The sequence below is a fragment of the Streptomyces sp. NPDC048462 genome (assembly GCF_043200175.1).
Lineage (GTDB): Bacteria > Actinomycetota > Actinomycetes > Streptomycetales > Streptomycetaceae > Streptomyces.
In genome coordinates this window covers 608,586-628,415 of record NZ_JBICXG010000001.1, presented here as the reverse complement: position 1 = coordinate 628,415, position 19,830 = coordinate 608,586, and the positions used below count along the sequence as shown (strand labels likewise).

The window sequence follows — 19,830 nt, the reverse complement described above, 5'->3', positions numbered from 1 at the left end:
CTCGGCTCACGGCGAACACGGGCGGACGAGCTCCCGGCCCCTGCCGGCTGTCGGGCTCAGCCCGCCAGCGGCATCGCCACCGTCACCATGGCCAGCAGCCCGATGTACGCCCAGGCGTGGGTGCGGTCGGAGATCCTCGGCGGGCGCCGGCGCAGCACCGCGATCACCGGCAGCGCTCCGAGGAGCAGCGCCGAGGCGGCGCGGAGGTCGACGAGACCGACCAGGTGCGCGTGTGCGTCCGCTGCGGCGGGGAGCGCGGCGCCGCAGAGGGCTACCGCGGTGGCCGGCAGTGCGATGGCGAGGGTGAGCGGGTTGGCCAGGGCGGTCGCCACCCGCATCGTGTGCCCGGCGCGCCGCATCGCGGGGACGGTCAGCACGCTTCCCCCGACGCCCAGGAAGGCCGCGACCGCCCCGACCGGCGCGCCGAGGAGCGCGGGCAGCGGACGCGGAGTGCGGGCAGGCGGACGCGGAGTGCGGGCAGGCGGACGCGGAGTGCCGGGAACCGCCTCGCGGGCGCGGGGGCGCAGGAATCCGGGACGCAGCAGCAGATCGACGATGGTGAGAGCGACGTACGCGACGAAGGCCCAGCGGGCCGGGCCGGCCGGGGCGAACCCCGCGGCGGCGGCTCCGGCCGATGCGCCCGCCGCCAGGAGGAGGAGCAGCCGGCCGCTGCCGCGCAGCGCGCGGAGCACCCGCCACGGTGTGACGGCCGTCGCGAAGCCCGCGTTCACCACCATCACCAGGGCCGAGGTGGCCGTCGCCACCCGCATCGCGTCCGCGCCGAGTGCGGCGTCGGCCCACACCACGACGGGCACCGCGACGAATCCGCCGCCGAACCCGAACAACACCGTCGTCATCCCTGTGAGGAGTCCGATCCCCGCCAATGCCACAACGTCCATGGGCACCACTCCACCAGCGCGGACGGGCTGCCCGCATTCGATGACCGGCAGCATTCCTTCGCGTTTCGGCCACGGGCGTGGAAGGGTGAAGGGGTGAAGAACGTTCCTCTCGCGGACGTCGACCACGTCGACCGGGCCGTTCTGCCGATCGGCACCGACTATCCGCCCGGCCACGTGCTGGACTGGCACGAACACCGGCGCGCGCAGTTCCTCTACGGCGCCACCGGGGTCATGGTCGTCGACACCGCGGACGGCACCTGGACGGTTCCGCCGGAGCGGGCGGTTCTGATTCCGGCCGCGACCCGGCATCGGGTCCACATGCTGGGGGTGAGCACCAGGAGTCTGTACATCGAGCCGGACGCGGTCCCCTGGTGGCCCGTGAACTGCACGGTGGTGGATGTGTCGGCGCTGCTGCGTGAACTGCTCCTGGCCGCGGTGGAGTTCGGGAGCGACTACGGCCTGTCCGGGCGGGAGGGAGCTGTCGCGGCGCTCCTCCTCCACGAGATCGCCGAGCGCGCCCCGCTGCCGTTCCATGTGGGGATCCCCGCCTCCGCCGACCTCGCGAGGCTCTGCCGCGAGTATCTGGCCGCTCCGGACGCGGGTGTCAGCAACGCGGCGTGGGCCGCGCGGACGGCCATGAGCGAGCGGGCCTTCACCCGGCGCTTCCGCGCCGAGACGGGCGACAGCCCCGCGGTCTGGCGGGGCCGCGCCCGGCTGCTCGCCGCCGTTCCGCTGCTGCGGACCGCGTCGGTGAGCGAGGTCGGCGGGCGGCTGGGCTACGCCTCCCCCGCGGCGTTCACCGCGGCCTTCACTCGTACCTTCGGCCTGCCGCCGTCCCGCTTCGCCGCGAGCCGCCAGGGCGCCGGACACAGCCGAGGCTCCTGATCAGGGGGAGGCACTCCGGTCGGGCCGGGGCCCGATGTACGCCGCGAGTTCGCCCCGGTGGAGGACCACCACCGCGTCACAGGTGCACCGGCAGTACTCGACCTCTCCGGCCGACGTCCGGTGGCTCGACAGCAGCTGCCACGAAGGCTGGCGACGAGCGGCCGTACAGCCCCAGTCCTGAAGGGGGCACGCGTCCTGCGACCGCGTGCCCGTCGAAAGGTCCGGGTCAGCGGTGGTCGCGGGAGGGTGAGAGTTCGGCATCCGTGTCGTCTCCGGTCTGCCGTGCCGCCGCGACGGGCTCGGCAGCGGCGGGCTTCGGCGCTGCGGGCTCGGGCAGTGTGCGCAGCAGCAGCCAGCTCAGGGCGGGCATCAGGATCAGTGGGGTCAGGGCGGTGCGCAGCGAGGTCGCGTCGGCGATGCTGCCGATGAGGGGGCTGGCCAGTCCGCCGATGCTGACCGTCAGCCCCAGGGTGATCCCGCTCGCCGTGCCGACGCGGGTGGGCAGGTAGTCCTGGCCGAGCGTGACCTGCAGCGAGAAGGGGACGTACAGGCCGGCGGAGGTCAGCACCACGCATACGTAGACCACCGGGCCGGGTACGTACACGACCCCCGCGACGGCGGCGGCCGAGACGAGGTAGGACCAGCGGGCGACGGCGACCCGGTCCCAGCGGTTGGCCAGGGCGCCGCCCAGTACGGAACCCACCGCGCCACCGAGGTAGAGGACGAACAGCGCGGCGGTGCCGGCCGCCGTGCTGCCGCCGAGACGCTGTTTGACGTAGAGCGAGATGAACGTGCTCAGGCCGATGAAGGCGATGGACCGGCAGACGACGGCCAGCGACAGCTTCACGAACGAGGCCCTGTCGTCGGTGCCGGTGCCAATCGCGCTGCCGGGGCCGCCGTGTGCCGTCTTCTCCAGCGCGCGCAGCACGGGCAGGCACAGCACGCTGCCGACCAGGGCGGGCACCACGAACAGGGGCGCCAGACGCAGTCCGCCGGACGCGACGACCGCGGTGACCATGAGGGGTGCGGCGGCGAAGCCGAGGTTGCCGCCGAGCGAGAACCAGCCCATCGCGGTGTGGCTGCCCCGGCTGACGAGCCGTGCGACGCGGGCGGACTCGGGGTGATAGGCGGCGACGCCGACACCGGACACGGCAACGAACATCAGGGTCAGGGGGTAGGAACCGCTCACGCAGCTCAGGGCGATGCCCAGCCCTGCGAGGACCGTGCTCACGGGCAGCAGCCAGGGCATCGCCCACCGGTCGGTGAGGATGCCGAAAACCGGCTGGGCGACCGAGGACAGCAGGGACGCGGCGAGCACGACGCCCGAGACCGCGGCGTAGCTGTAGGCGCGCTCGGCGACGAAGAACGGGACGAGCGACGCCACGGCGCCCTGGTAGATGTCCACGCAGGCGTGGCCGACCGACAGCATGAGGATGGTCCGGTTCCTTGGCACATCGCCATGTTCATCGTGGAGCGGTGTGACGCGCTTCCGATATGCTGCCAATCAATGACGGAAATCCGCCACGAGCCCGTGGCGCCGACCCGCACCCAGTGGCTGGCGTCCGGAGCCGCCATCGACGCCCACCGCCACGACGGCCACCAGATCGTCTACGCGGGCCGGGGCGTGCTGGCCGTGACGACGAGGACGGGCACCTGGATCGCACCGGGCACCCGCGCGATCTGGGTGCCCGCCGGCACCGTGCACGCCCACCAGGCCCACGGCGAACTCGAACTGCACCTGGTCGGCCTGGACGCCGGTGACAACCCGCTCGGCCTGGACGAGCCGGCCGTGCTGGCGGTCGGCCCTCTCCTTCGTGAACTGATCCTCGCCCACACGCGCACCCCGTACGAGGACGGCCCCGAACGCGGCAGGCTGCGGGCCGTGTTGCTCGACCAGCTGCGGGTCTCGCCCCAGGAGCCCCTGCACCTGCCCACCCCGACGGCCCCTCAGCTGAGGGCGGTGTGCGAGATCCTGCGCGCCGATCCGGCGGACGACCGTACTCTGGCCGCCCTGGGCAGGGAGGTCGGCGCCAGCGACCGCACTCTCTCCCGTCGCTTCAGAGCCGATCTCGGTATGACGTTCCCGCAGTGGCGCACCCAACTGCGCCTGTACCAGGCGCTGGTCCTGCTCGCCGAGAACGTCCCGGTGACCACCGTGGCCCACCGGTGCGGCTGGTCTTCCGCCAGCGCGTTCATCGATGTCTTCCGCCGCGCCTTCGGGCACACGCCGGGAACGCACCGTCCCCGCTGACCGCCTCGCACCGCCTCGTACCGGCTCCCCCGTCGCACGGCGGGCTCGCCGTCCGCCTGCCCCGCCGTCCGGGCCGTGGCACTGTGGTGGCATGACCATCGAGGTTCGTCCGGCTACGGTCTTCGGGGACACCCGCACCCTGATCGGGCCGAAGTCGCCTGATTCCAACGTCTGCTGGTGCCTGAGCCACCGCATCCCCTCGAAGCTGAACAACGAGCTCCGGGGTCAGGCCCGGGGTGACTACGTGGCCGGGCTGTGCCGCGAGCAGCCCCCTCCGGGGGTCCTGGCCTACGACGGCGAGGAGCCGGTCGGCTGGGCCGCCGTGGGCCCGCGCTCGGATACCGTCTTCGCGCGCAGCCGCAAGGTTCCGCACCTCGACGACCTGCCCGTCTGGTCCCTCTGGTGCATCCGCGTGCGCCCCGGCCATCGCAGGAAGGGGATCTCGCACGCCCTCATCGCCGGTGCGGTGGACTTCGCCCGCGCTCAGGGCGCACCGGTGATCGAGGCCTATCCCCTCGACAACGGTGACGCGAAGGTCGACCTGACGATGGCGTACGCCGGAATCCGGAAGAACTTCGAGCGCGCTGGGTTCGCCCACGCCGCCGACACCACCTCGGTGCTCGCCGGTCATCCCCGCGTCCTGATGCGGCTCGACCTGCGCTGACGGGCCGTGCTGCCGGCGTGCCCGCCGCCGGGAGCAGCGCTGACCGGGTCCGCGCGGTTCACTGGCGGACCAGCGCGGGGTAGTCGTTGTAGCCCTCCGACCCGTGCACGTGCATCAGCAGCTCCGGGCGGATCTCGTTGAGCGGCGCGCCGGTTCGCAGCCTCTCGACGAAGTCGGGGTTGGCGAGGAAGCCGCGGCCCAGCGCGACGAGGTCGGCGCCCTCGGCCATCAGCCGCTCCCCCCGCCGCTTGCCGCCGTCGGCCGCGCCCTCCGCACGGGAGAGCACCGGGTTCGCCATCAGCGTGCCGGGCCAGGCCTTGCGGATGCCGGCGAAGAGGGCGCTGTCGGGGTCGGCGTAGATCAGGTGCAGATAGGCCGGGCCGATGCGCGCGAGCGCGGGAAGAAGCGCCTGGTAGATGTCCTCCGTGTCACCCTCCTCGATGCTGTTGACGCCCAGTCCGGGCGATATCCGTACGCCGACCCGGTCCGGTCCGATGGCTTCGGTGACGGCCCGGACCACCTCGGTGGTGAACCGGATCCGCCCCTGAACCGGTCCGCCCCAGCCGTCGGTGCGGCGGTTGGTGTTCTTCGCCAGGAACTGGTGGAGCAGATGGCCGTTGGCAGAATGCACCTCCACACCGGCGAAGCCGGCCTCGACGGCGTTGCGTGCGGCGGTGGCGAAGTCGGCGATGGTGGACCTGATGTCCCCGGCGCTCATCGCACGGGGCACGACGGTACTCCGCGCTCCGCCGGGGGTGTGCAGCTCCTCCGGGAACCGTACGGCGGACGGGGCGAGCGGGATGTGGCCACTGGTGTCGGGGTGGCCGACCCGGCCGCCGTGCTGCAACTGGAGAAACATCCGGGTGCCGGAGGCCTCGCGCACCGCATCGGTGACGCGTCGCCAGCCGGCGATCTGCGCGGAGTTGTGGATGCCGGGGATGTGAGGATACGTCTGGCCGACGGGGTTCGGCGTCGTGCCCTCGGCGATGATCAGACCGGCCGAAGCGCGTTGCGCGTAGTGGGTCGCCATCAGCTCGCCCGGGACCCCGTCGGCCCCGGCCCGGTTGCGGGAGAGCGGCGCCATCACCAGTCGGCTGGACAGTTCCAGGGTGCCGAGGCGGGCCGGCCCGAACAGCCGGGAGACGGCGGGAGCCTGCTGTGTGTTCGTCATGCCGGTAACGTAGAACCTGACATTGGTGTCAAGTTCAAGTCGTGGGGTGGGACATGCGCATCGGGGAACTGGCGTCACGCACAGGTGTCAGCCAGCGGTCACTGCGTTATTACGAGGAACAGGGCCTGCTGGCATCCGGCCGGACACCCGGCGGCCACCGGGACTTCGCGGACGGCGCCGTCGATCGTGTCATCCGTATCCAGGAGCTCTACGCGGCAGGGCTCCACAGCTCGAGGATCGCACGGGTCCTGCCCTGCATGCGGGACAACGACGGCGGCCCGTCCATGAACGCCTCCCCGGCACTGGTCGCCGAACTCACCATCGAGCGGGACCGGATCGACCGGGCCGTGGGCGACCTGCTCCGCTCACGCGACGTCCTGGAGCAGGTCATCACCACAGCGGCGGACGGGGTACCTGCCGGACCGGCGGCCCGCGCGGATATCCGGCGAAGCCGGTCAGACAGCACCACGTACGGCCCGCGCTCGCCGTCTTCCTCGTGACCGTGCTCGTGATCTACGCGGCATCCGTCATCTGGCCACTGGTGGTGGGTGCGAACACGTGGATGTGGGTCGATGTCATCGTCTACCCGTTCATCGCCCTCATCGCTTACTCCACGATCTTCGGGGACCGCACCGAGGACGGCTCACCGGGCAACAGCCCCTTCGGCTGACCCGCTCACGGGCCGCGGCGCAGGGCCGGACCCGGACGCCCGGAGAAACCAGCAGGGCCCGGAACCGTCTGGTTCCGGGCCCTGCCTCAAAAGTAGCGGGGACAGGATTTGAACCTGCGACCTCTGGGTTATGAGCCCAGCGAGCTACCGAGCTGCTCCACCCCGCGTCGTTGTGATCACCACTCTACGCCACGTCGGCGGCCGCTCCGACCACCTCCGGCCCGGCGCCGTACGCCCGCACCCCGCACCGCGCGTATTCGTCGCAGTCGGTCACCGTTCGAGATGCAGGTGCGCGGGAGCGCTGATTCGCTGGTGGCGTCGGCTCCCCGAGTTCCAGGAGTGATCATGAGCGTTGCGGATGAATCCGGAGGCCGCGCCGAGCGTATTCGCGCCAAGGCGCAGGAAATGCAGGAGGCCGCCGAGCGGGCCTCCGACCCACAGGAGCGGGCGCGCCTCATGGACAAGGCGCGCCGGCTCCAGGAGCGGAGCGATCAGGTGAGCACGAAGGGCGACGGGGACATGAATCCCCTCTGAGCACCGCCGTCGGGATCCGGTCGGCCGCCGTACGCGGGTGCGGTGGCCACAGGGGGGCGGCCGGGCGCGAGCGGTGCGCAGGCCCGGCCGCGGCGCTACTGCGTGAACCGGGGAAGCCACTTCACCTGGTAGTCGGGGTGTCCCGCGTGCTCCGCGGCCATCTGCCTGACCACGAACCCCAGCCCGAAGGCGCGCCCCGATGCGAAGTCCCGCTCGGGGCGGTCGGTGTCCAGCCCGGCGACCTCCGCGTACTCGTCCAGGAGTACGCGGCTCGTCTCGATGCGCTGGAGGGTGCGGGCGGGGTCCTGCCGGGCGATGTGGTGGTTGTAGCCGTGCGTCCTCAGACTGAACGCGATGGCGCCGGTGCGGTCGTGGATCTCGCCCGGCACCTCGGCCGGACATCGCCACCCCTGACCGCCTGCCGCACGTGCGACCTCTTCTTCCTCGTCGAGACGCGCCCGGACGAACGCGACCAGGTAGGAATTGTCTGTCATCTGGTTCTGAATCCTTCCGACTCGGCCCCGCACCTCAAGGGGCCGTGCTGGAGGGTATCCCGCCGGGCCCTGTGCCCCGTAGCAGCTCGTCGCGGGCCCGTGTGTCCGCCGCCGCGCGTGGAGCCGCCGGGCAGGGGCCCGGGGCGGCCGCGGAGGCGGCCCGCAGGACAGCCGGAGAGACGGCCGGAGGCCCACGGTTCCGGGAAGGGAAACCGGTGGGGCCTCCGAGCGCGCTCAGGGGTACTGCCGCGCCCGTCCTCGTGCCGTGTCCGGCTGGTCAGTGGCTGGTCTCCGCCGGTTCCAGGACGAACACCGGGATCTGCCGGTCGGTCTTCTTCTGGTAGTCGGCGTAGTCGGGGAACGCCTCGACGGCGCGCTCCCACCAGAGCGCCTTCTCGTCCCCGGTCACCTCCCGGACGTTCATGTCCTGGCGCACCGGGCCGTCCTGCAGTTCGGCACGCGGGTCGGCGGCGAGGTTGTGGTACCACACCGGGTGCTTGGGGGCTCCGCCCTGCGAGGCGACCACCGCGTACACACCGTTGTGCTCGACGCGCATGAGCGGCGTCTTGCGGATCTTCCCGCTCCTGGCTCCACGGGTGGTCAGGATGATGACGGGCAGGTCCCGCATCGTCGTCCCTTCCGTACCGCCCGAGCCCTCGTACTTCTCGACCTGGTCCCGAACCCACTGGGAGGGGCTCGGTTCGTACTCACCCTGGAGAGGCATGACGTCTGTCCCGTCGTCGACGATCCGGCCGTGACACTTCATCGGCCGCGCTTCCTCATCATGGCTTCAACACCATCGGCCGCCCCGAATCCCGGGGACGTCCGACGTGTCGCGCCGGGCGGTGTCAGCCGTGCTGCCGGCCTCCGCGGCCACCGCGCCCGCGGGCGGCGGCCAGCACACCGCCGGCCGCGAACAGGGCCAGCCCGACGGCGCCCCCAATCACGGCGGGCACCAGCGTCCTGGCTCCCCCGGGCGCGAGCGGCTCGGGCGCGCCCGGAAGACGGGAGCCGATGACCTCGCCCCGGTCCGGGCCGACCGCAGTGGTGTCGACCGGCGGTCCGGACGGTGAGGCCGGGGCGACGACGGGATGCGCGGGCCGCTCGGCGACGCCGCTCCCGCCCGCGGCGGTGTGGGGCGCCCCCTCAGCGGCGGCCGGCACCGCTCCCGCGTACACCGCCGCGGTGAGAGCGGCCGCGAAGGCGTACCCGCGACGCGAACGGCCCGACACTCCGGGGCCGAGGCCGAGGATGTTCGATATGAGCATGCTGATCCCGATTCTGCAGACGCGGTGACGGAATCAGCGTTGCCGCGCCCGGCCGATTCTGCGCGGCCCCGGCAGCATGCGGGTGACGGAGCGGACCAACCGGGTGTCCGGGGCCCGGTACCCCCAGGAGCGGTACCGGCCGGTTCACGGTGCCACGAGAGGGACCCCCGCCCGGTGCAGGGCAGGGGTCCCTCTCCTCGTCTGCCGCCCCGCCGGTGGCCGCGGCGGCGGGGCGGTGCGTGCGGGGATCAGCTGACGTTGACGTCGATGCACGCGTAGAAGGCGTTGGCCGTGTCGGCGATGTTCCAGACCGCGAGGACCTTCTGCTGGCCCTTGAGGCTGCCGAAGTTCACCTGGTGGGTGACGGTGGCGCCGGGCTGGGCACCGTTGTCGTTGAACTCCGCGATCTTCTGGCCGCTCGCGAAGTACTGCCACGTACTGGTGGAGTGACGCGCCGTCAGCTTCCACTGGAACGAGGTGCTGGAACTCACCGGAGTGACCTTCCAGCCCTTGGCGTCGTCGTCGAGCTCGGCGAACGCGCTGTTGCCGCCGCTGCAACTGGTCAGCCCCTTGGGGCCTTCCACGCTCTGGGGCTCGTAGGTGATGGAGCCGCAGCTGACCGTTCCGGCGGCACACTGCGCCTGCCTGCTCGGGGGTGACGAGATGTAGCCGTGGGCGCTGGCCGAGCCTGCCGGAAGGGTCAGGGCGAGTACCGGTGCGAGTACGGCACCGACGGCTACGGCGGTCTTCCTTTTCGCGTGCATGCTTCTCCTTCACATGAGGCATCGCTGCGACGCGGGCGGACCGTGGGGAGCCCGACAGCGGCAGTCCAGCCTCTCGAGTGTGGGGCCAAGAGGCGCGAAGGGAACGGCAGGATCCATGACCGGAAACACCCCGCGAACGCGGTGTCCGGCGCCGTCCCTGCACTTGGACTAGACCATACCTATCGAGGCGTAGCCGTCAAGGGTGCGCAGCCTCAAGGAAGTTGAGGAGGGCAAGGATGAAGACGTCCGCCGATCCGGACCGCATGGGAGAACAGCCGAGCGGGAAGGCCGGGGAGCGGACCCGGGAGCCGGGCCGGGTCCGCTCGATGACCGCACCTACTTCCGGGCGTCGCCGTAACTGACCGTGACCTCCGTGAAGCCGAGCGAGCCGAGCAGCCCCTGCAGCATGGCGGTGGTGTTCTTCTCGGCGCGCTGGGTGAGCCCGCTCTCCTTCGCCGCCTCACCGATGTGCTGGGCCGCCAGCTGGTTCACCGCCTGCTCGCTGCCGGGATTGTCGGAGAAGAAGTCCCCGATCCGGTCGAAGAGCCCGCGTTGCTTGGACACCGCGTACGAGCGGTCGGGGTCGAGCGCCGGTTTCCCGAGGACGGCGTGCGGCAGCCGGAGCTCGGCCTTGGTCCGGTCCTCGTTGACGACGACTCCGTTGTCCGCGACATCGCCCAGGTCGACGGAGGCACCTACCGTGCCCGCGCCGACGTACAGCGTTCGGGAGCCCCGGATCGCGTCCGGGACGAACTTCGTGTCCTTCTCCAGATCGACGACGACCTGGAAGTTGCCCGCCGCCGCCTCGTACCTGCTCATGTCACGGATCGACTTGAGCACGGCGGGACCGGAGCGGTCATGGGTCTTCTCGCCGAAGATGTCACCCAGCCCCGGCAGCAGGCTGAGTCGCGTGCCCAGGAGGAGCAGCACGACGGCGACCGCACCGATCGCGGCCGCCCTCCCCCATCGCCGGCTGCGGCGGGGGCCGTTGTCGCGGCCGCCGCCCGCTTGTCCGTCGGACTTGCCCGGTGCGTCTGTAGGTAAGTCGGTGGAAGTCATACTCCCCGTGTGACCCGGCTGTCCGGATTCACTCCGCCGTCCGCCCCGGATCCGGCCGATTCCGTACGTTGATACAGACGGCCGGCCGCGCCGGACCGGCACTCACGCCCCTGTGACGCCGTCCAGCCGCTCGCGCACCAGGTCGGCGTGGCCGATGTGGCGCGCGTACTCGCTGATCAGGTGGATGTGCACCAACCGCAGGTTGTAGACCTCACCGTCATGGGTGAAGGTGTCGTCGAACGAGGCACCGGCGACGACCTCGTCCGCCAGCCGGGACTCCTCCACCAGCCGGGCGTAGTCCTCGGCGGCTGTGGCCGGATCGAGCTGCTCGAAGTCGGCGTCCTTGCCGTCGCCAGGGTCGTACATCGGCTCGATCGCCTGGCCGGCGAAGCGCTGCCTGAACCAGGTGCGTTCGACCTTGGCCATATGGCGTACGAGCCCGAGGAGCGAGAGGTTCGACGGCTCCACGGTCCGCTCGGCGAGCTGCTCACCGGTCAGGCCGGCGCACTTCATCAGGAGAGTGCCGCGGAACCATCCGAGATAGCCGATGAGCATCTCGCGCTCACCGGCGACGAGCGATCCGCCGGTGCGTTCTGCCTCTGGGGCTGTCCATGTCATCGCCCGATCATGCCTGTTGGCGGGTACACGACGCGAGTGCTTTGTCGATGCATCCACATGTCGCTGTCGTCGGACGACGAGCTGGTGACGGAGGTCGTGATGGCGCTGACGAGTCCGAGTACCAGGAAGAACACCAGCAGCGCCTTGCCCGCGCCGCTGATGACCAGCGGCCGGGTGGCGGAGCGCCCCTGCCGCTCCGGCACGGAGAGCGCGTCCTCGCCGAAGAGGCCCTTGGGGTAGGCGGGGCTGAGCAACGACATATAGGCGGACACCCGCATGTCGTAGCGCAGCGTGGCAGCCGTGGCCTCGAAGAGCGGGCGGGGCATACGTCCAAGGATCAGCGTGATCAGCCACCACACGATCGCCAGGACGTACCAGCCCGATGTGACCAGGCTCTGCACGATCGCGGCGGGAATCACCAGGATGAGCCGGAAGAAGACAGCCAGCCGGTTGAGCCTCGTCGGGCGGACGTCGATCTCAACCGGATAGCCGGACGGCGGGTTCAGCGCGAACGGCGGGTAGCGGTCGATGAGCAGCAAGGCGCTCGCTGCGACCCGGGTACGGTAGCCGAGCACTCCGGCGAGGAAGCGGAAGACGGGCTCCGGCAGCCGGCCCAGCACCAGGGCCGCGAACCAGCCGAACACGGCGGTGAAGAAGGCCGCGATCTCCAGGAACAGCAGCACGACGAAGTGCGGAATCAGCAGGAGCAGCCGGAACAGGACGGTGAGCCGACGCTGACGGGTGGGCTCGATGAGGTCCAGCACGGGCAGGAACTCACCCGCGTCCCCCGCCCTGCGCCCCGGGCTCCACTGGGCGTCGGCCATGGCGCTCCCCTTCGGCAGGTGATCGCGTACGCCCTCTGCGCACTCCGCGTCACCTCACGCTCGGGCCCGGGAGAGCGGCCCGCAAACGGCCACGGGCCGATCGGGTGCCCGCCGGCCCGGGACCGTGCGGGCCGGGGCGCACCCCGGCCCGGACGGTCAGCGGCCGCGGAACCGGTCCAGCAGCGCACGGCCCGGACCGGTTCGGTCCCCGTCTGCGCGCGGTGTTCCGCCGCTCGCAGACGGGGACTTCGGCTGGGCCTTGGTCTTGGACGTCGCAGCGGTCTTGGGCTTGGACGTCGTGGCCGTCTTCGGCTTGGGCTTGGACGTTGCAGCCGGCTTGGGCCTGGTGTTCGGCCCCGCCGTCTTCTCCGTTTTCCGCACTGGCTTCTTCGCGGATTTGCTCTCCGGCTTCTCCAAGGGTTTCGTCGCCGGCTTCGTCCGTGCCCCGACCTTCGCCCATGTCTCCTGCCAGGGCCGGCGGCGCGCCTCGGTCCCACGCTCGTCGCGTCCGGCCGGTTCCGACGCCCGGGTGCGTTCAGGCACCGGCTCCGGCTGCGGTCCGGCCGCGAGGACGTGGTAGCGGTGGCTCAGGCGACGGCCCAGCAGCAGATAGCCGATGAGCGCGCCTGCGGTGTTGAGGATGACGTCGTCGACGTCGAAGGCACGCCCGGCTACGAGCGCTCCCTGGACGAGTTCGACGATCGCTATGACCAGTACGGTCAGCAGGACCATCCGGATCATCCGCAGCCGGCGCGGCACGAGAATGGGCAGGAGCACGCCGAACGGCATGCCCAGCACCAGGTTTCCGCCCGCCTGCTTGCAGGCCGCGAGGAAGGTGTAGTCCTCGGCGTACTGCCGCAGCGAACGGCCGGGACGCAGATTCGACTTCACGAGCTCCTCGGAGGCCGGCGACGGTGTGAGCGTCACCTTCGCCAGCACAACCGAGAAACCGACCATGGCCAGGAAGGCCAACACCAGAAAGGTCACCTGCAGGAGAACGCTTCCCCACGTTCTGCGCCGCGTTCCGTTCCGCGTACCACTCTCAGCCTCTGCGTTCATGGGCGACAAGTGCCCCCGTCCGCCCGGACCACACCTGGCCGCTCGGGTCGGCCCGCGATCGCCTCGCCGCTTCGGCGCCGCGGAACCGCCGTCTCCGGGGCGAAGCCGCCGTGGTCGCGCGGTCAGCCCCGGTCCGCGAGAACCTCACGGGCCGCACGTGCCCCTGAGGCGAGCGCCCCCTGCAACGAGCCGGTCGCCCGGTGGTCCCCGCACACGTACCGGCCGGGCCCGACGCGCGAGGTGCGGGACAACGGCCAGGGCGGCGGCATGGCGGGCAGAGCTCCCGGCACCGAGCAGGTGGCGAGCAGGTCCCAGCCGGCGGTGTCGGTGGCGTGGACCTCGGCGAGATCCCGCCGGACCCGCGCCTCCCGGCCCGGGGCGTCCGGGCCCGCCACGGAGGTCGAGACCAGCGCGTACCCGGCGGGCGCACAGGACGGTACGGCCTCGCTGAGGACCACGGTGTTCAGGAAGCGGCGCCTGCTGTCGACGAGCAGGGTCGGTTCCCGCAGCGGGGACGAACCGGCAACGTGGTAGTACGTCGTGACGGTGCGGGTCTCCGGGACCGTCAGGCCGGGCAGCAGCCGCGCGGCCCGTTCGGGGCCCGTAGCCACCACCACCACGGGCGCGGGGCGCTCCGTGCCGTCCTCGCCGAGCACACCGTCGTCGGTCAGGCTGTGCACGGGGGTGTCGACGGACAGGGCGCGCGGCGGCAGGGCCGCGGCGAGCGCCGCCGGTACGGCGCCGATGCCGGCGGCGGGCAGGCAGAGGCTGCCGCGCAGCATGCTGCGCCAGACGAGGTGGAAGACGCGGGAGGAGGTCTCCAGCTCGTCCTCCAGGAAGACGCCCGACAGGAACGGCCGGAACAGGGTCCGCACGAGCTCGTCGGAGATGCCCGCATCGGCGAGTTCGGTGCGGGTCGTGCGGTCGGCGCGCCGCAGGATCGCGCTCACCGGGCCGAACATGTCCCGGGCCGAGAGCACCCCGAGCGCCAGCAGATCGCGGCCGGATGCCAGCCGTCCGGGCAACAGGTCCCCGGCGGAAGCCGGGCGGCGGGTCGGGTCGCTGAACCGTACCCGGCCGGTGTCCCCGGGCCCCGTCTGCACGAGCACGCCCGGTGTGAAGGGGTGCAGCCGCAGCTCACGCAGTGTCAGACGCTTCTTGACCTGCGGGTAGGACGTGTTGAACACCTGGAAGCCCCGGTCGAGGAGGAAGCCGTCCCGCCGGTCGGTGCGCATGCGGCCGCCCACCTCGTCCGACGCCTCCAGGAGGCGGACCGAGAGTCCGGCGGCGCTCAGGTCGGCCGCACAGGCGAGGCCCGCCGCGCCCGCTCCGATCACGATGACATCGGGCCGGGGCTCAGCAGGTTGCACCATGGAATACGCCTTTCGCACGGGCTGAATGACCTCGGCCGGGGCCCGGCCGGGAGCCGGGCCGGGCGACCGGGTCGTGCGTCCTGGCCGGTCCGGGCCGGGCTCACCGCGCATGCTCCCAGCTCAAGCCCCTGAAGCACGGCAGGCGGTGGGCGCGCGCCGCACAGCGTGTCTCACTCCGTGCCGCACCGGACTGCTCGCCGGACGCCTCACCGCACGCTTCGCCGGGCGCCTCGCCGGACGATTCACCGCGCGCACAGTCCGGTGAGCATCCTGATCGCCTCGCCCAGGTCCCGGGGGCGGTGGGTGCCGGGCAGCGGGGCGCCCGCCCAGCCCGGTCCGGCGATCAGCACCGCCGGGCGGGTTCTGGCCCCCCGTACCCCGCGTTCGACGGACGTCACGTGGTGCGCCAGGGGGCGTGCGGCCGTGTTCCGCGACTGGGACCACAGCACCACGGCCGACGGGCCGGTCCGGCGCACGGCCTCGCTCAGTGCCTCGCCCGGCACCGAAGCGCCGAACATCCGTACGCCCAGGCCGCGTTCGGCGAGACCGGCGGCGAGCGCCTCCAGCGGAAGCGTGTGCGTCTCGCCCGGGGTGCAGGCCAGCAGGGCGGGCCCGGCTCCGTCGTCACCTTCGGCGGGCGGTACGGCGACCCGCCGCAGGGCGCTGGAGACGTGCCAGGACAGCAGGTGCTCGACCTCGACGTAACGCTCGCCCGAGGTCTGCCACTTGCGTCCCACCGCGTGCAGTGCCGGCATGATCACCTGGTCCCAGGCGGCCACCAGCCCGTACCGGCCGATCGCGGCGGTCAGCCGCTCGTCGATGATCCGGGAGTCCAGCCGCAGTGCCGCACTCGTCAGCCCCCGGCGTTCATGGCGCGCCACGTCAGCGGCGAGCCCGGCCGGCTCCGCGCCGGAGCGCACCGGAGTTGCCGGGAGCGACGGGCGCACCGGGTGTGCGGCGGCCGGGGCCCGGGAGCCGGGAGTCGTGCCGAGTGCCGTGCGGGCAGCCTCCGCAGGGGGTATCCCGGCACTGGTCAGCTCACACATGTGTTCCAGTACGGCAATGTCCTCGGCAGTCCACCGCCGGTGCGTGCCGCCCTGCCGGCGAGCGGGGCCGATCCCGTAGCGGCGGTCCCAGGTCCGGAGTGTCGTCGGCGCGACGCCGAGCCGGCGTGCCACTGTGCCGGTGGTCAGGCCGTGGCCGGTGGTTCCCACCGGGGCCCGTTCCGTGGAGGACGGCATGCGTTTGATCATACGACGCAGAATCGACGCAGGTTGTCCGGGCGGGGCGGCTATTGGAACGCTGCCGGTCACGGGCGCCCGTCGGAGGGCGCGCCGCAGAGCATCCCGGACGACCCCGGCCGGCGGGGGCGGGAGACAGCTCCTGGGCCGGGGCGCCCGGAGGAAGGACAGCCATGACCGCGCTCGCACCGCAGGACACGCTGCCCGGCGGACCGGGCCCGCGACCGTGCGCCGCGCAGGACCTCGCCGACGAGGAGCTGGCCGCCGGTCTGATGCGCGGCAGCGAGGACTGTTTCGCCGCCGCCTACCGGAGGTGGGGCGCGCTCGTGCACTCCCTGGCAGCCCGGTCCCTCGGCGACAGCCGCGAGGCCGAGGACGTCACGCAGCAGGTCTTCATGGCCGCCTGGCGGGGCAGGCTCGGCTACCGCCCCGAGCGCGGCCCGCTGCCCGGCTGGCTCGTCGGCATCACCCGCCGCAAGATCGCGGACGCCCTCGCCGCCCGCACCCGCCGCACGGAACTGGCCGCGGCGACGGCGGCGCGGCTGCGGCTCGTGGAGACCGGCGCGGCCGGGGGCCCGGAGTCGGCCCTGGACCGGGTCCTGGTCGGTACGGAGCTGGGGAAGCTGCCGCAGGTACAGCGCCGCATCCTGCACATGGCCTACTACGACGGTCTCCCCCAGACCCGCATCGCGGAACTGACCGGACTTCCGCTCGGCACGGTCAAGAGCCACGTACGCCGCGCGCTGCACCGGATCCGGCGCTCGATGTCCGGCGGCGACGCCGAGCGGTAGCCGGGACGGCCCGGCCCTCGCGGCAGGCAGCCCGCTGCCCGGCCGCCGGGCCGGCCTCAGTACCGACGCAGAATCGACGCGCGCCGCTCAAACACCCCGCGAATGGAAAATGAGGGGGTGCGTTCACCGCATCCGGGCGCCTCGAAGCGCGTGATGCGTGACGACGGGGCACGGTGAACCGAGCGGGTACCCCAGCCGATGCGGAGATCCCATGACGAGCAGCGACAGCGCGGAGAAGACCGAGAAGCCCTTGCACTGCCTGGTGACGGGGGCCACCGGATACATCGGGGGCCGGCTGGTGCCCGAGCTCCTGGAGGCCGGGCACCGGGTGCGGTGCATGGTGCGTAGCCCACACAAGCTGCGGGACTACCCGTGGGCCCAGGACGTGGAGATCGTCCGGGGCGATGTCACCGACGCGGACTCGGTCGCATCGGCCATGGCCGATATCGATGTGGCCTACTACCTGGTGCACGCGCTGACGACCGGGGCCGACTTCGAGGAGACGGACCGCAGGTCGGCCACGGTCTTCGCGGAGTCGGCCGTTTCGCGAGGCGTCGGCCGGATCGTCTACCTCGGCGGCCTCACGCCGCCCGGCGTACCCGAGGGGGAACTCTCGCCGCATCTGCGTTCGCGCGCCGAGGTCGGCAGGATCCTGCTGGATTCCGGGGTCCCGACCACCGCCCTGCGGGCCGCCGTGATCATCGGATCCGGTTCGGCCTCGTTCGAGATGCTGCGCTACCTCACCGAACGGCTGCCGGTCATGGTGACGCCGAGCTGGGTGTCCACCCGGATCCAGCCGATCGCGGTCCGGGACGTGCTGCGCTACCTGGTCGGCAGCGCCCGGATGTCCCGGGACGTGAACCGCGCCTTCGACATCGGGGGCCCGGACGTCATCACCTACCGCGACATGATGCAGCGGTACGCGGAGATCGCGGCCCTCCCGCACCGGCTGATCGTGCCCGTCCCGATGCTGACGCCCCGGCTGTCCAGCCACTGGATCGGGCTCGTCACCCCCGTTCCCAGGTCGATCGCGCGGCCGCTCGCGGAGTCGCTGCGGTACGAGGTCGTGTGCCAGGAGCACGACATCGCGCGGCACGTGCCCGACGGGCCGGGGCAGCCCTTCACGTTCGAGCGGGCCCTGAGCCTCGCTCTCCAGCGGGTGCGCGAGGCCAAGGTCACCACCCGGTGGTCCTCGGCTTCCGTGCCCGGGGTGCCGAGCGACCCGCTGCCCACGGACCCCGACTGGGCCGGTGGCAGCCTGTACACGGATGTGCGGGAACTCGATGTCGAGGCGTCGCCGGAGGCCCTCTGGAAGGTCGTCGAGGGCATCGGCGGGGATCACGGCTGGTACTCGTTCCCGCTGGCGTGGGCGGTACGCGGCTGGCTCGACCGGCTGGTGGGAGGGGTGGGCCTGCGCCGGGGGCGGCGGGACACCGACCGGCTCCGGGTGGGCGACTCCCTGGACTTCTGGCGGGTCGAGGAGATCGAGCCCGGTCGCCTGCTGCGGCTTCGCGCGGAGATGCGGCTGCCGGGCCTGGCCTGGCTGGAGATGTACGCGGAACGGGACGACCGGGGCCGGGCGCACTACCGGCAGCGGGCGCTGTTCCATCCCCGCGGGCTGCTCGGTCACGCGTACTGGTGGAGCGTGTCGCCGTTCCACGCGATCGTGTTCGGCGGCATGGCCCGCAACATCGCCCGGGCGGCCACGGGGCAAGTGTCCGCCGCGCCCGCGGAGGAACGCGGCGCACTGTCCCGGTGACCGGCGCATCCGCCGGGGGCCCGCGGACGGAACAGGGGCATATCCACATCCCCGACCAGGAGTTGCGCCATGACCGTAGCGGTCGTCCTCTTCACCGCCGATCTCCGTCTGCACGACCATCCGCCGTTGCATGCCGCGCTCGCGTCGTCGGACGAGATCGTGCCCCTGTTCGTCCGCGACACGGGGATCGAGGCGGCGGGGTTCGGCGCCCCGAACCGCCGCGCCTTCCTCGCCGACTGCCTGCGGGATCTCGACGAGGGGCTGCGCGAACGGGGCGGCCGGCTGGTGATCCGCTCGGGCGACGTGGTCACCGAGGTGTGCCGGATCGTCTCCGAGAGCGGTGCGGGCGACGTCCACGTGGCCGCCGGGGTCAGCGGCTACGCCCATGGCCGCGAGGAGCGGCTGCGGGCGGCCCTGGAGTCCGGCGGAGCCCGGCTGCACGTCCACGACGGCGTGGTCACCGCGGTCGCGCCGGGTGCCGTGACCCCCGCAGGTTCGGACCACTTCGCGGTGTTCACCCCGTACTTCAGGCGCTGGTCCGGGGAGCGCGTGCGTGATCCGTTCGGCGCGCCGCGAGCGGTCCGGGTGCCGGACGGTCCGGGGTCCGAGGACGTGCCGGTCCGCGCCCATGTGCCGGGCGTCTCGGCGGGGCTCGCCGAGGGCGGTGAACAGGAGGCCCGCAAGCGGTTCACGGCCTGGCGGCGCCACGGGCTCGCGTCGTACGAGGACCGCCACGACGACCTGCCGGGCGACGCCACGTCCCGGCTCTCCCCGCATCTGCACTTCGGCACCCTCTCGCCGGCCGAGCTGATCCACCGGGCCCGTACGGCAGGTGGCGCCGGGGCCGACGCGTTCGTGCGGCAGCTGTGCTGGCGCGAGTTCCATCACCAGGTCCTGGCCGCCAGGCCCGCGGCGGCCCGGCTGGACTACCGCACCCGGCACGACCACTGGCGGTCCGGGGGTGCTGCCGCAGAGGAGACCGAGGCCTGGCGCCAGGGGCGCACCGGCTACCCGGTGGTCGACGCCGCCATGCGCCAGCTGCGCCACGAGGGCTGGATGCACAACCGAGGACGGCTGCTCGCGGCGGGCTTCCTGACCAAGACCCTGTACGTGGACTGGCGCGTCGGCGCCCGGCACTTCCTGGATCTGCTGGTGGACGGAGACGTCGCCAACAACCAGCTGAACTGGCAGTGGATGGCCGGCACCGGAACGGACAGCCGCCCCAACCGGGTGCTCAATCCGGTGCTCCAGGCCAAGCGCTACGACCCGGACGGCGACTACGTCCGGCGGTGGGTGCCGGAGCTGGCTTCCCTTGCCGGGCCTGCCGTGCACCAGCCGTGGAAGCTGCGCGGGGCGGAGCGCGCCCGGCTGGAGTATCCGGATCCGGTGGTGGAGCTGCCCGACGCACTGGCCCGGTTCAAACAGGCGCGTGGCCTGGAGTGAACGCCGCCGTCTCTACGCGGGCGCGCGCCCGCGTAGAGACGGCGGCACGGCACGCCGCATCGG

The 19,830-nt window shown here is 72.3% G+C and carries 22 protein-coding genes and 1 tRNA gene; 9 read left to right on the top strand and 14 right to left on the bottom strand.

The window, feature by feature from the left end; genetic code table 11:
• Nucleotides 1-56: 56 nt before the first annotated feature.
• Nucleotides 57-899, bottom strand: a complete 843-nt coding sequence (locus ACGFU6_RS02655) for a TSUP family transporter (RefSeq protein ID WP_393607672.1) — start codon at nucleotides 897-899, stop codon at nucleotides 57-59.
• Between the two features lie 93 nt (nucleotides 900-992).
• On the opposite strand from ACGFU6_RS02655, the gene ACGFU6_RS02650 reads away from it, so the two are divergent.
• Nucleotides 993-1,784 carry an AraC family transcriptional regulator gene (locus ACGFU6_RS02650; RefSeq protein WP_393607671.1) on the top strand — a complete coding sequence of 264 codons (792 nt, stop codon included), beginning with the start codon at nucleotides 993-995 and terminating at the stop codon, nucleotides 1,782-1,784.
• Between the two features lie 226 nt (nucleotides 1,785-2,010).
• On the opposite strand, the gene ACGFU6_RS02645 is transcribed toward ACGFU6_RS02650, so the two are convergent.
• Nucleotides 2,011-3,237, bottom strand: a complete 1,227-nt coding sequence (locus ACGFU6_RS02645) for an MFS transporter (RefSeq protein ID WP_393607670.1) — start codon at nucleotides 3,235-3,237, stop codon at nucleotides 2,011-2,013.
• Nucleotides 3,238-3,291: 54 nt separating this feature from the next.
• Between ACGFU6_RS02645 and ACGFU6_RS02640 the strand changes: the two genes are divergently transcribed.
• Nucleotides 3,292-4,035 carry an AraC family transcriptional regulator gene (locus ACGFU6_RS02640; RefSeq protein WP_393607669.1) on the top strand — a complete coding sequence of 248 codons (744 nt, stop codon included), beginning with the start codon at nucleotides 3,292-3,294 and terminating at the stop codon, nucleotides 4,033-4,035.
• A gap of 91 nt (nucleotides 4,036-4,126) precedes the next feature.
• Nucleotides 4,127-4,699 (top strand): GNAT family N-acetyltransferase, encoded by a 573-nt coding sequence (locus ACGFU6_RS02635; protein WP_393607668.1) that lies wholly within the window; start codon nucleotides 4,127-4,129, stop codon nucleotides 4,697-4,699.
• A gap of 58 nt (nucleotides 4,700-4,757) precedes the next feature.
• On the opposite strand, the gene ACGFU6_RS02630 is transcribed toward ACGFU6_RS02635, so the two are convergent.
• Complete coding sequence (locus tag ACGFU6_RS02630; RefSeq protein ID WP_393607667.1) at nucleotides 4,758-5,870, bottom strand: alkene reductase; 1,113 nt, start codon at nucleotides 5,868-5,870, stop codon at nucleotides 4,758-4,760.
• A gap of 53 nt (nucleotides 5,871-5,923) precedes the next feature.
• On the opposite strand from ACGFU6_RS02630, the gene ACGFU6_RS02625 reads away from it, so the two are divergent.
• Both ACGFU6_RS02625 and ACGFU6_RS02620 read left to right on the top strand, forming a co-directional pair.
• Nucleotides 5,924-6,370: a MerR family transcriptional regulator gene (locus ACGFU6_RS02625; RefSeq protein WP_393607666.1), complete on the top strand. Its 447-nt coding sequence runs from the start codon at nucleotides 5,924-5,926 to the stop codon at nucleotides 6,368-6,370.
• Entirely contained in the window at nucleotides 6,367-6,540 is a 174-nt protein-coding gene (locus tag ACGFU6_RS02620; protein ID WP_393607665.1) for a hypothetical protein, read from the top strand. The genes ACGFU6_RS02625 and ACGFU6_RS02620 overlap by 4 nt, the downstream gene beginning before the upstream one ends.
• 93 nt (nucleotides 6,541-6,633) lie before the next feature.
• Here the strand turns inward: ACGFU6_RS02620 and ACGFU6_RS02615 are convergent.
• Nucleotides 6,634-6,707: transfer RNA gene (locus ACGFU6_RS02615), tRNA-Met, on the bottom strand.
• A gap of 178 nt (nucleotides 6,708-6,885) precedes the next feature.
• On the opposite strand from ACGFU6_RS02615, the gene ACGFU6_RS02610 reads away from it, so the two are divergent.
• Nucleotides 6,886-7,074 carry a DUF6381 family protein gene (locus ACGFU6_RS02610; RefSeq protein ID WP_393607664.1) on the top strand — a complete coding sequence of 63 codons (189 nt, stop codon included), beginning with the start codon at nucleotides 6,886-6,888 and terminating at the stop codon, nucleotides 7,072-7,074.
• Nucleotides 7,075-7,169: 95 nt separating this feature from the next.
• Here the strand turns inward: ACGFU6_RS02610 and ACGFU6_RS02605 are convergent, their stop codons facing one another.
• From ACGFU6_RS02605 to ACGFU6_RS02560, 10 genes are all read right to left on the bottom strand, one after another.
• Nucleotides 7,170-7,568, bottom strand: a complete 399-nt coding sequence (locus tag ACGFU6_RS02605; RefSeq protein ID WP_123529144.1) for a DUF6221 family protein — start codon at nucleotides 7,566-7,568, stop codon at nucleotides 7,170-7,172.
• A gap of 277 nt (nucleotides 7,569-7,845) precedes the next feature.
• Nucleotides 7,846-8,292 carry a nitroreductase family deazaflavin-dependent oxidoreductase gene (locus ACGFU6_RS02600; protein WP_393607804.1) on the bottom strand — a complete coding sequence of 149 codons (447 nt, stop codon included), beginning with the start codon at nucleotides 8,290-8,292 and terminating at the stop codon, nucleotides 7,846-7,848.
• Nucleotides 8,293-8,416: 124 nt separating this feature from the next.
• A complete protein-coding gene (locus tag ACGFU6_RS02595) occupies nucleotides 8,417-8,836 on the bottom strand; it encodes a hypothetical protein (RefSeq protein ID WP_393607663.1) in 420 nt (139 codons plus the stop codon).
• A 248-nt stretch (nucleotides 8,837-9,084) separates the two neighbouring features.
• A complete protein-coding gene (locus ACGFU6_RS02590) occupies nucleotides 9,085-9,600 on the bottom strand; it encodes a lytic polysaccharide monooxygenase auxiliary activity family 9 protein (RefSeq protein ID WP_123529140.1) in 516 nt (171 codons plus the stop codon).
• 336 nt (nucleotides 9,601-9,936) lie between these two features.
• Nucleotides 9,937-10,659 carry a DUF4230 domain-containing protein gene (locus tag ACGFU6_RS02585; protein WP_393607662.1) on the bottom strand — a complete coding sequence of 241 codons (723 nt, stop codon included), beginning with the start codon at nucleotides 10,657-10,659 and terminating at the stop codon, nucleotides 9,937-9,939.
• Between the two features lie 102 nt (nucleotides 10,660-10,761).
• Nucleotides 10,762-11,277, bottom strand: coding sequence for a DinB family protein (locus ACGFU6_RS02580; RefSeq protein WP_393607661.1), 516 nt, complete (start codon nucleotides 11,275-11,277; stop codon nucleotides 10,762-10,764).
• Complete coding sequence (locus tag ACGFU6_RS02575) at nucleotides 11,274-12,101, bottom strand: DUF4389 domain-containing protein (RefSeq protein WP_393607660.1); 828 nt, start codon at nucleotides 12,099-12,101, stop codon at nucleotides 11,274-11,276. Before ACGFU6_RS02575 ends, ACGFU6_RS02580 begins: the two co-directional genes overlap by 4 nt.
• A gap of 156 nt (nucleotides 12,102-12,257) precedes the next feature.
• Entirely contained in the window at nucleotides 12,258-13,076 is an 819-nt protein-coding gene (locus ACGFU6_RS02570; RefSeq protein WP_393607659.1) for a VanZ family protein, read from the bottom strand.
• A gap of 206 nt (nucleotides 13,077-13,282) precedes the next feature.
• Complete coding sequence (locus ACGFU6_RS02565; protein ID WP_393607658.1) at nucleotides 13,283-14,533, bottom strand: NAD(P)/FAD-dependent oxidoreductase; 1,251 nt, start codon at nucleotides 14,531-14,533, stop codon at nucleotides 13,283-13,285.
• Nucleotides 14,534-14,775: 242 nt separating this feature from the next.
• The gene (locus tag ACGFU6_RS02560; protein ID WP_393607657.1) at nucleotides 14,776-15,774 is read right to left on the bottom strand and encodes a MerR family transcriptional regulator; all 999 of its coding nucleotides are present in this window, start codon (nucleotides 15,772-15,774) and stop codon (nucleotides 14,776-14,778) included.
• A 173-nt stretch (nucleotides 15,775-15,947) separates the two neighbouring features.
• Between ACGFU6_RS02560 and ACGFU6_RS02555 the strand changes: the two genes are divergently transcribed.
• The 3 genes from ACGFU6_RS02555 to ACGFU6_RS02545 all read left to right on the top strand — a co-directional run bounded on the left by ACGFU6_RS02555 (nucleotide 15,948) and on the right by ACGFU6_RS02545 (nucleotide 19,767).
• Complete coding sequence (locus ACGFU6_RS02555) at nucleotides 15,948-16,565, top strand: RNA polymerase sigma factor (protein WP_393607656.1); 618 nt, start codon at nucleotides 15,948-15,950, stop codon at nucleotides 16,563-16,565.
• Between the two features lie 211 nt (nucleotides 16,566-16,776).
• A complete protein-coding gene (locus ACGFU6_RS02550) occupies nucleotides 16,777-18,324 on the top strand; it encodes an SDR family oxidoreductase (RefSeq protein ID WP_393607655.1) in 1,548 nt (515 codons plus the stop codon).
• Nucleotides 18,325-18,393: 69 nt separating this feature from the next.
• Nucleotides 18,394-19,767 (top strand): cryptochrome/photolyase family protein, encoded by a 1,374-nt coding sequence (locus ACGFU6_RS02545; protein ID WP_393607654.1) that lies wholly within the window; start codon nucleotides 18,394-18,396, stop codon nucleotides 19,765-19,767.
• Nucleotides 19,768-19,830 lie beyond the last annotated feature (63 nt).